This window comes from Amycolatopsis sp. CFH S0740 (assembly GCF_004522315.1).
GTDB classification, from domain to species: domain Bacteria; phylum Actinomycetota; class Actinomycetes; order Mycobacteriales; family Pseudonocardiaceae; genus Amycolatopsis; species Amycolatopsis nivea.
Genome location: NZ_SDLS01000029.1, coordinates 111,959 through 122,351 on the forward strand (window position 1 = coordinate 111,959; position 10,393 = coordinate 122,351).

Genomic DNA, 10,393 nt, shown 5'->3' on the forward strand with positions numbered 1-10,393 from the left:
CTCAGGGTTCCCCTCACGGCTTTTCTGGCAGCTCAGGCCTCGAAGCGGTACCCCATCCCAGGTTCGGTGAGCAAGTGCCGCGGCCGTGAAGGCTCCGGCTCCAGCTTCCGCCGCAATTGCGCCAGATACACCCGCAGATAATGGGATTCCGTCTCATACGACGGCCCCCACACCTCGTGCAGCAGCTGTTTCTGTGCCACCAGCCGGCCGCGGTTGCGGACCAGCAGTTCCAGCACTCCCCATTCCGTCTTGGTCAGGTGCACCTCGCGTCCCTCGCGCAGCACCTTCTTCGCGGCCAGGTCGATCGTGAACGAGCCGGTGTCCACCACCGCTTCCGCGCCGTCCGTGCCGCCGACCGACGAGCGGCGGACCGCGGCTCGCAGGCGGGCCAGGAGTTCGTCCATGCCGAACGGTTTGGTGACGTAATCGTCCGCACCGGCGTCCAGTGCCTGGACCTTGTCCGCCGAATCACCGCGCGCGGACAGCACGATGATCGGCACCGTCGTCCAGCCGCGCAGGCCTGCGATCACCTCGGTGCCGTCTAAATCAGGCAGGCCGAGATCGAGCACCACCACGTCGGGTTTCGTTTCGGCGACCGCTTTCAGCGCAGCGGTGCCGTCGTGCGCGGTGATCACCTTGTACCCGCGTGCGTTGAGGTTGATCCGCAACGCACGCACGATCTGCGGTTCATCGTCGACGACCAGCACCGTCGCCGCTGGATCGGCAGTCATCGCGCCACCCCCTCCTCCGCCGGTTCGGCTTCCACGAGTTCCCGGCCGGTACAGGCCGGCAGCGAGATCACCACCGTCAACCCTCCACCAGGAGTGTCCTCCGCGCGAACGGTACCGCCCATCGCCTCGGTGAACCCCTTCGCGACCGACAAGCCGAGCCCGACGCCCGGCGTCGAGTCCCGGTCGCCGCCCAGTCGCTGGAACGGCGCGAACGCGGACTCCGCGGTCCCCTTCCGCAGGCCCTTTCCGTGGTCGACAATCCGCAGTTCCACGAACTCCGAATGCGCGCTGGCCCGCGCGGAAACGTCGCCGCCGCCGTGTCGGAGAGCGTTGTCGAGCACGTTCGCGATCACTCGTTCCAGCAGGCCGGGATCTGCTTGCACCGAAGGCAATCGTGCGTCCACCGATACCTGCACGTTGTGCGAGTTGTCCACATTGGACAGTGCATGCGCGACCACTTCGTCGTAACCGACCGGCCGCAGGTGCGGGGTGACCGCGCCGGTCGCCAGCCGCGACGAGTCGAGGAGGTTGTCGATCAGCCCGGCGAGCCGGTCCGCGGAAAGCTCCACCGCTTCCATCAGTTCCTCAGTGTCCTCATCGGACAGCGAAAGATCCGGCGCGCGCAGACTGCCGATCGCCGCCTTGATGGACGTGAGCGGCGTCCGCAGGTCATGTCCGACCGCGGACAGCAGCGTCGTGCGCAACTCGGTCGCCTCAGCCTTGCGTTCGGCGGCCGCCGCAGCCGCTGCCATACGCTGCTGCCGCAAGGCGAGCAATGCTTGTCCCGCAACGGCTTCGAGCACCCGACGGTCCGCCGCGGGCAATGCGCGACCGCGCAATGTCAGGTGGACGTCAGCAGTCACCGCAATGTCCACATCAGCCTCATCCGGATCCGCACACGGCTCGCCGCCGGACAGCGCGACCTTGTCCCACTTGCCATTGCGTTTCTCCAGCAGCGTCACGGAAGTGAGGCCAAAGTTCTCTCGTACCTTCTCCAGCAACCGCTCGATCGGGTTCGGATTGGTCAACACCGTTCGCGCATAAGACGCCAACAACGACGCCTCCGTGCGAGCCCGCGCCGCTGCCACTCCCCGCCGCGCGGCGGAAGCGACGACCAGCGCCACCATCACCGCCACGACGATCATCACGATCAGCGTCACGACGTTCTGCGGACTGTGCACATTCAGTGTGTACAGGGGCGGCGTGAAGAAGAAATTCAGCAGCCCGGCCCCGAAAATCGCGGCTACCAGCGCCGGACCGAGCCCGCCCACCAATGCGACGATGACGGTGGCCAGCACGTAAAGGATCACGTCAGTGGAGAACTCGACCGCGTCGCGCAGCAGCACGCCGAGACCGGTCGCGATGACCGGTGCCACGATGCTCAGCACCCAGCCCAGCACGAGCCGCGATGGGGCCAGCGGGCTCGTGCCCAGCCGCGCCCGCAGCCGTCCGCCGGCGTAGGAGTGCGTGACCATGTGCACGTCGATCGGCCCGGACTGCTGCACCACGGTCGCGCCGATGCCCTGGTCGAAAAGCCGCGCGATCCGGGACCGCCGCGAGGTGCCGATGACCAGCTGCGTCGCGTTGACCCCGCGCGCGAAGTCGAGCAGCGCCGTGGGCACGTCGTCGCCGACCACCGCGTGAAACGTCGCGCCGACCTCCTCGGCCAGCGTGCGGCAGCGGGCCATCGCGGTCGGCCCGAGCCCGGCCAGGCCGTCGCCGCGCAGAATGTGCACGACCTGCAGTTCCGCGCCCGCCCGGGTGGCGATCCGGCTAGCGCGCCGGATCAGCGTCTCGCTTTCCGGACCGCCGGTGATCGACACGACCACCCGTTCGCGCGTTTCCCACGTATCGGTGATCTTCTGTTCGGCGCGATAACGCTGCAGCGCGACGTCGACCTGGTCGGCCACCCACAGCAGCGCCAGCTCGCGCAAAGCGGTGAGGTTGCCGGGCCGGAAGTAGTTGCCCAGCGCGGCGTCGATGCGCTCGGCAGGGTAGACGTTGCCGTGCGCGAGCCGCCGCCGCAGCGCCTCCGGCGTGATGTCGACCAGCTCCAGCTGCTCCGCGCGGCGCACGACCTCGTCCGGCACGGTTTCCTGCGGGGTGACGCCGGTGATGCGCTCGACGACGTCGTTGAGGCTCTGCAGGTGCTGGACGTTGACCGTGGACAGCACGTCGATGCCCGCTTCGAGCAGCTCGTCGATGTCCTGCCAGCGCTTCTCGTTCCGTCCGCCGGGCACGTTCGTGTGCGCCAGCTCGTCCACGACGACGACCTCGGGCGCGCGGGCGAGCACCGCGTCGAGGTCCATCTCGGCGAACTCGTGCCCGCGATGGCTGACCGTGCGCCGCGGCACGACCTCCAGCCCGTCGAGCAGGTCGGCGGTCTTCTCGCGGCCGTGCGTTTCGACCAGGCCGACGACCACGTCCGTGCCGCGGTCCAGACGACGGCGGGCTTCGCCGAGCATGGCGAAGGTCTTGCCGACGCCCGGAGCCGCGCCGAGGTAGATGCGCAGTTCGCCTCGGCGCGGCTTCGGGGGTGTGTCAGGGGTGCTCACTGTGTCAGTGTGCGCCAGGAGCGGCCGAATGCACGGCAAGGTTGAGCCGGAGCACATTCACGCCCGGCACCCCGATCCCGTTGCCGCTCGTGTTGTCCGCGACCAGCTGCCGCACCTTCTCCTCGCTCAACCCGGTGTTGCGGGCCACGCGAAGCACCTGGAGATCGGCGTACGCGACGCTGATCGCCGGGTCGAGGCCCGAGCCCGAAGCGGTCACCGCGTCCGCGGGCACCTCCGCCGGGGTGACGCCCTCGCGTTGGGCGATCAGCGCCCGCCGCTGCGCGATGGCTTTGGTCAGATCCTCGTTGTACGGCCCCTTGTTGGACGGCCCCGACGTCGACGGGTCGCCCGGCCCGAGCACGTCCTTCGAACCGGCCGAGGGCCGGTTGTGGAACCACGGGTCGCGCGCCGGGTCCGCGGCGACCGGGTCGATCCCGATCAGCGACGAGCCGACGGCCTGGCCGTGCAGCGTCACCACCGAACCCTCGGCGTGCCCCTGGAGGCCGGGGACGCGGGACACCGCCCACACGCCCAGCGGGTAACCGATGCCGAGCAGCACGGTCATCGCGAGGAGCAGGCGCAGGCCCGCCCAGGTCTGCTTGAGCAAGACGTTCATGTCAGCCAATCCCTGGAATGTGGCGCACGATCAGGTCGATCACCCAGATCCCGAGGAACGGGCTGACGATCCCGCCGAGGCCGTAGACGAGCAGGTTGCGGCGCAGCAGCGCGGACGCCGACGACGGCCGGTACCGCACGCCGCGCAGGGCGAGCGGGATCAGCGCGACGATGATCAGCGCGTTGAAGATCACCGCGGAGAGGATCGCCGACTTCGGCGTCGCCAGGTGCATGATGTTGAGCGCGCCGAGCTGGGCGAAGATGCCGGTGAACATCGCCGGCAGGATGGCGAAGTACTTCGCCAGGTCGTTCGCCACGCTGAACGTGGTGAGCGCGCCGCGGGTGATCAGCAGCTGTTTGCCGATGCCGACGATCTCGATCAGCTTCGTCGGGTTCGAATCGAGGTCGACCATGTTGCCCGCCTCTTTCGCCGCCATGGTCCCGGTGTTCATCGCGACGCCGACGTCGGACTGCGCGAGCGCGGGCGCGTCGTTCGTGCCGTCGCCGGTCATCGCGACGAGCCGCCCGCCCTCCTGTTCCTTCTTGATGAGCGCCATCTTGTCCTCGGGCTTGGCCTCGGCGAGATAGTCGTCGACGCCCGCGTCCTCGGCGATCGCGCGTGCGGTGAGCGGGTTGTCGCCGGTGATCATCACTGTCTTGATGCCCATCGAGCGCAGTTCCTCGAACCGCTCCTTCATGCCCGGCTTCACCACGTCCGACAGCCGGATGACCCCGCGCACGAACGCCGTCCCGTTCGCCGCTTCCGCGACCACCAGCGGGGTTCCGCCCTGCTGGCTGATCTCGTCCACGACGCGTTCGGTCTCGTCCGGAACGTCGCCGCCGCGGTCTCGGACCCACTGGCGCACCGCCGAAGTCGCGCCCTTGCGCACCTCGCGGCCGTCCAAGTCGACGCCGCTCATCCGGGTCTGCGCGGTGAACGGAACGAACTCGGCGAGCTTCTCGCTGTCGTCCGCCGCGCCCGGAAGCCCGTGCTGCTCGGCGATCAGCTCGACAATGCTGCGTCCTTCCGGCGTGCCGTCGGCGAGGCTGGAGAGCCGGGCCGCGCGCGCCAGATCGTCCATAGTGGACTTGCCGACCGGGATCAGCTCGGTCGCGCGCCGGTTGCCGAAGGTGATCGTTCCGGTCTTGTCGAGCAGCAGCGTCGAGACGTCGCCGGCGGCTTCGACCGCACGGCCGGAGGTGGCGAGGACGTTGCGCTGCACCAACCGGTCCATTCCGGCGATGCCGATCGCGCTCAGCAGCGCGCCGATCGTGGTCGGGATCAGGCAGACCAGCAGCGCGCTCAGCACGATCACCGACTGCTGGCTGCCGGAGTACGCGGCCATCGGCTGCAGTGCCACGACGGCGAGCAGGAAGATGATGGTCAGCGTCGACAGCAGGATGGTCAGCGCGATCTCGTTCGGCGTCTTCTGCCGGGAAGCGCCTTCCACCAAAGCGATCATCCGGTCCACAAAGGACTCGCCGGGCTTGGTGCTGATCCGCACGACAATCCGGTCGCTCAGCACCGTGGTGCCGCCGGTGACCGCCGAACGGTCGCCGCCGGACTCCCGGATCACCGGGGCCGATTCGCCGGTGATGGCCGATTCGTCGACCGTAGCGATGCCTTCGACGACGTCGCCGTCGCCCGGGATCACCTCCCCGGCCTCGACCACCACGCGGTCGCCGACTCGCAGGTCTACACCGGGCACCTGCTCCTCGGAACCGTCCTCGGTAAGCCGCCGCGCGACAGTCTCTTTTTTGGTCCGCCGCAACGATTCCGCCTGCGCTTTGCCTCGTCCTTCGGCGACGGCCTCGGCCAGGTTCGCGAACACGACGGTGAACCACAGCCACACGGCGATGAGGATCGAGAACACGCTCGGGTCGGTGATCGCGAAGACGGTGGTCAGGACCGAACCGGCCCACACCACGAACATCACCGGGTTTTTGAGCTGGTGGCGCGGGTTTAGCTTGCGCAGCGCGTCCGGCATGGACGACCACAGCTGCTTCGGACTGAAGACGCCCGCTCCGACGCGTCCGGCGTTCTCTACGTGATGCTGCGTCTCCTCTTCCGGAGTCCGCTCCTGAGTGATGGTCATGCCAACGCCTCCGCGATGGGCCCCAGCGCGAGCGCCGGGATGAACGTGAGGGCCGCGACGAGGACGACAGTGCCGGTCAGCAACGTCCCGAACAGCGGCCCGGTGGTGGGCAGCGTGCCCGAGGTTTCGGGAACTTTCTTCTGCGAGGCAAGCGATCCCGCCAGGCAGAGCACCGCGACGATGGGTACGAACCGGCCGATCAGCATGGCCACCGACAGCGACGCCTGGAACCAGTCGCTGGTCGCGGTGAGACCGCCGAACGCGCTGCCGTTGTTGTTGCCCGCGGACGTGTAGCCGTAGAGGACTTCCGACAGCCCGTGCGGACCCGAGTTGCCGAGCGCGTCCCGGGTGCCCGGCAGCAGCAAGGCGATTCCGGAGCCGAGCAGGACCACGGTGGGCATCGCCAGCATCGAGATCGCCGCGCAGGTGACCTCGCGCTTGCCGAGTTTCTTGCCCAGGTATTCCGGCGTGCGCCCGACCATTAGCCCGGCCAGGAACATCGCGATCACGGCCATGACGAGGATCCCGTACAGCCCGGTGCCGACGCCGCCCGGCGAAACCTCGCCGAAGAGCATGTTCAGCAGCGTGCCCCCGCCGCCGAGGCCGGACAGGCTGTCGTGCGCGCCGTTGACCGCGCCGGTCGACGTGCCGGTGGTGGTGTCGGCGAACAGCGACGTGCCGCCGATCCCGAACCGCAGTTCCTTGCCTTCGAGATTCGCTCCCGCGGCCAGCGCCGACGGGCTGTTCGTGCGCGCCTCGGACGTCCAGATCACCGCGAGCATCGCCGTCCACAGACCGGCCATCACCGACAGCAGGACGTAGCCCTGCTTGCGGTTGCCGACCAGCTGTCCGAAGGCGCGGGTCAGGCAGACCGGGATCACGAGGATCAGGAACATCTCGATGACGTTGGTCCACACGTTCGGGTTCTCGAACGGGTGCGCGGAGTTGGCGTTGAAGATGCCGCCGCCGTTCGTGCCGAGTTCCTTGATCGCTTCCTGGCTCGCCGCCGGGGCCAGCGCGATCGTGCTGCCGGAACCGTCCGGGTTCGTCACCGCGACGCCGGACCGCAGGCTCTGCACGACGCCGAGCGCGACGAGGACGAGCGCGAACACGAACGCCATCGGCAGCAGCACGCGGATCGTGCCGCGGGTCAGGTCGACCCAGAAGTTGCCGAGCCGGTCGGTGCGGGAGCGGACGAACCCGCGCGTCACCGCGATCGCCACGGCGAGCCCGACGCCCGCGGAGAGGAAGTTCTGCACGGTGAGCCCGGCCATCTGGACGAAGTGGCCCATGGTCGACTCGGGCGTGTAGGACTGCCAGTTCGTGTTGGTCACGAAGGAAACCGCGGTGTTGAACGCGACGGCGGGCGAAACCGGCCCGCGGTCGAAGTTCCACGGCAGGATCGACTGCAGGCGCTGCAGCAAGTACAGCAGGATCACCGAGACGAACGAGAAGCCGAGCACGCCCGAGGCGTAGGTCTTCCAGTGCTGTTCGGTGTTCGGGTCGACCCGCACGATCTTGTACAGGGTCCTCTCGATCCGCAGGTGCTTCTCGGTGGAGAAGACGCGGGCGAGGTAGTCGCCGAGGGGTTTGTAGACCACCGCGAGGGCGACCAGGAGCACGCCGGCTTGCAGGAAACCGGCCGCGACGTCACTCATCTCAGAATTTCTCCGGCCTCACGAGGGCGACGAACAGGTAGCCGAGGAGGCCAAGCGCCAGCAGCCCGCCGACGATGTTGGCCACGGTGCCCGCGCCGCTCACAGCTTCTCCAGCCCGCGCAGGACACCGGCGAGCACCGCGAAAACGCCGATGAGCAATAGGGCGTACAGCAAATCCGCCACGAGGCACCTCTCAGGAAGGGTCACCCGGCACGGGCGACCGTCGGTCGAGAGCCACTGTGCGGTCGTCGCGGAGGGTGAGCACCCGCGTCTGACGCCTCCTTGACGCCGCGACCTGGGGGCGTTTACGCGATCTTGACGGCCGGTGACCCGGGCCACTGCGGCAAGCGCCATCCGGGTCAGCGGGGTCACGTGACGTTCCGTAGTTGGTGGGTGACTTGCGGCACAGCTGGTAGCGGATCAAGGACAGAGAGTGCAATTCGGGCAGACAACGGTCGGGGGTCCGTGTTACACCTGAGTAACCAATAGTTGTATCAACTAACTAACTAGGTTCAGGGAGGGCTCGTATGTGCGGAATCGCGGGCTGGGTTTCCTACGACACGGATCTCACGCGGCAGCAGGAGATCGCGGACGCGATGACCGAGACCATGGCCTGCCGAGGACCGGACGACCGCGGGACCTGGGTCCGCCGCTCGGTCGCTCTCGGTCACCGCCGGCTCGCCATCATCGACCTGCCGGGCGGACGCCAGCCGATGAGCGTCAAGACCCCGAACGGCGAGGTCGCGATGGTCTACAGCGGCGAGGCGTACAACTTCTCCGAACTTCGTGAAGAACTCACCAAACTGGGCCACCGCTGGGAGACCGACAGCGACACCGAGGTCGTGCTGCACGGGTACCTGCAGTGGGGCACCGAGGTCGTCGACCACCTCAACGGCATGTACGCGTTCGCGATCTGGGACGAGCGCGACCAGAAGCTCGTGATGATCCGCGACCGGATGGGCATCAAGCCGTTCTACTACTACCCCACCCGCGACGGCGTCCTGTTCGGCTCCGAGCCGAAGGCGATCCTGGCGAACCCGTTGGCGCGCAAGGCGGTCGACAGCGACGGCCTGCGCGAGCTGATGGGCTTCACGAAGCGTCCGGGCTGGTCGCTGTGGAAGGGCATGCACGAGGTCGACCCGGCCACCGTCGTGACGGTGACCCGGGAGGGCATCAACACCCGCACCTACTGGAAGCTCGACGCGAAGCAGCACACTGACGACCAGGAGACGACGGTCGAGCGCGTGCGCGAGCTGATGACCGACATCGTCCACCGGCAGCTGGTCGCCGACGTCCCGCGCTGCGTGCTGCTGTCCGGCGGCCTCGACTCGAGCGCGGTCACCGGTCTCGCCGCCGCGCGGCTGGCCGAGGAAGGCGAGCAGCTGCGCACCTTCTCGGTCGACTTCTTCGGGCAGGAGGAGAACTTCCAGCCCGACGAAATGCGCGACACCCCCGACTCGCCCTACATCCGCGACGTCGCCAAGCTGGTCGGTTCCGCGCACCAGGACGTGATGCTGAACCCGGCCGACCTGAGCGACCCCGAGGTGCGCCGCAAGGTGCTGCGCGCCCGCGACATCCCGACGGGTCTCGGCGACATGGACACGTCGTTGTACCTGCTGTTCAAGGCGATCCGGGCGGAGTCGACGGTCGCGCTGTCCGGCGAATCGGCCGACGAGGTGTTCGGCGGGTACCGCTGGTTCCACGACGAGGCCGCGGTGAAGGCGGACACCTTCCCGTGGCTGGCGTTCCGCAACAGCCTGATGGACGACCGTGCTTCGCTGCTCGAACCGGGCCTCGCCGCGAAGCTCGACCTGGATTCCTACATCGACGACCAGTACCGCACCGCGGTGTCCCAAGTGGACTTGCTGGACGGCGAATCCGAGCGGGAATCGCGGATGCGGGTCATCTGCAACCTCCACCTGACCCGCTTCGTGCGGCAGCTGCTCGACCGCAAGGACCGCATGTCGATGGCGGTCGGCCTGGAAGTCCGCGTGCCGTTCTGCGACCACCGGCTCGTCGAGTACGTCTACAACACGCCGTGGTCGCTCAAGACCTACGACGGCCGGGAAAAGAGCCTGCTGCGGCACGCGACGAAGCACGTGCTGCCGGCGTCGGTGCGGGACCGGGTGAAGAGCCCGTATCCGTCCACTCAGGACCCGGGGTACGCGATCGCGCTGCAGGAGCAGGTCAAGGAAGCCTTGGCGCAGAAGGACAACCCGCTGTTCCAGATGGTCAGCCGGGAATGGCTGCAGCAGTCGGCGGCGACGGACCCGGCGGCGATCAGCCAGGCCCAGCGGATCGGCATGGACCGGGCGCTGGACCTGCACCACTGGTTCGGCATGTACTCGCCGGAGCTGGAACTCAACTGACCTCCTGCCCGACCGGCGAGCGCCCCAATGCCGCATTGGGTGCATGCGACGCACCCAATGCGGCATTGGTTGCGTTCAGCGCACCCAATGCCGCATTGGGGTTATCTCAGTAGCGCGGTGTGCGGTGGGTTCGCGGCAGCGGCGCTTGCCAGGGCGCTGCGGGCACCGGCCGATGACACGCGCCGGGGTGCTCCTCCCGCTGAGGTCCGTGAAGGGCTCATTGGGGGAACCTGATTCCCTCAATGAGCCCTTCACGGACCTCGCCAGCCCGCCGCGCGCGAGAAACCCCCGCGAGCGCAGCGCATGCAGCTGCCCCTGGCCGGTGCGAACGTCCGTGAGGGCCACCCTGAGGGAATCTGATTCCCTGTT

At 68.2% G+C, this 10,393-nt stretch carries 7 protein-coding genes; 1 reads left to right on the forward strand and 6 read right to left on the reverse strand.

Going from position 1 to position 10,393, the window contains the following annotated elements; all coding sequences use genetic code 11:
* Window positions 1-32: 32 nt before the first annotated feature.
* From EIZ45_RS36075 to kdpF, 6 genes are read right to left on the reverse strand one after another with little or no spacing between them, the layout of a single operon-like run.
* Entirely contained in the window at window positions 33-731 is a 699-nt protein-coding gene (locus tag EIZ45_RS36075) for a response regulator (RefSeq protein ID WP_037810222.1), read from the reverse strand.
* Complete coding sequence (locus tag EIZ45_RS36080; protein ID WP_134668035.1) at window positions 728-3,286, reverse strand: sensor histidine kinase KdpD; 2,559 nt, start codon at window positions 3,284-3,286, stop codon at window positions 728-730. The genes EIZ45_RS36075 and EIZ45_RS36080 overlap by 4 nt, the downstream gene beginning before the upstream one ends.
* Before the next feature lie 4 nt (window positions 3,287-3,290).
* Window positions 3,291-3,902 (reverse strand): potassium-transporting ATPase subunit C, encoded by a 612-nt coding sequence (locus tag EIZ45_RS36085; RefSeq protein WP_134668034.1) that lies wholly within the window; start codon window positions 3,900-3,902, stop codon window positions 3,291-3,293.
* Window position 3,903: 1 nt separating this feature from the next.
* A complete protein-coding gene (gene kdpB, locus EIZ45_RS36090; protein ID WP_134668033.1) occupies window positions 3,904-5,997 on the reverse strand; it encodes a potassium-transporting ATPase subunit KdpB in 2,094 nt (697 codons plus the stop codon).
* Entirely contained in the window at window positions 5,994-7,655 is a 1,662-nt protein-coding gene (gene kdpA, locus EIZ45_RS36095; RefSeq protein ID WP_134668032.1) for a potassium-transporting ATPase subunit KdpA, read from the reverse strand. The genes kdpB and kdpA overlap by 4 nt, the downstream gene beginning before the upstream one ends.
* A gap of 1 nt (window position 7,656) precedes the next feature.
* Complete coding sequence (kdpF, locus tag EIZ45_RS36100; RefSeq protein ID WP_037358287.1) at window positions 7,657-7,758, reverse strand: K(+)-transporting ATPase subunit F; 102 nt, start codon at window positions 7,756-7,758, stop codon at window positions 7,657-7,659.
* Window positions 7,759-8,182: 424 nt separating this feature from the next.
* Here kdpF and asnB point away from each other — a divergent pair, with 424 nt between their 5' ends.
* Entirely contained in the window at window positions 8,183-10,024 is a 1,842-nt protein-coding gene (gene asnB / locus EIZ45_RS36105; protein ID WP_134668031.1) for an asparagine synthase (glutamine-hydrolyzing), read from the forward strand.
* The last annotated feature ends 369 nt before the right edge of the window (window positions 10,025-10,393 follow it).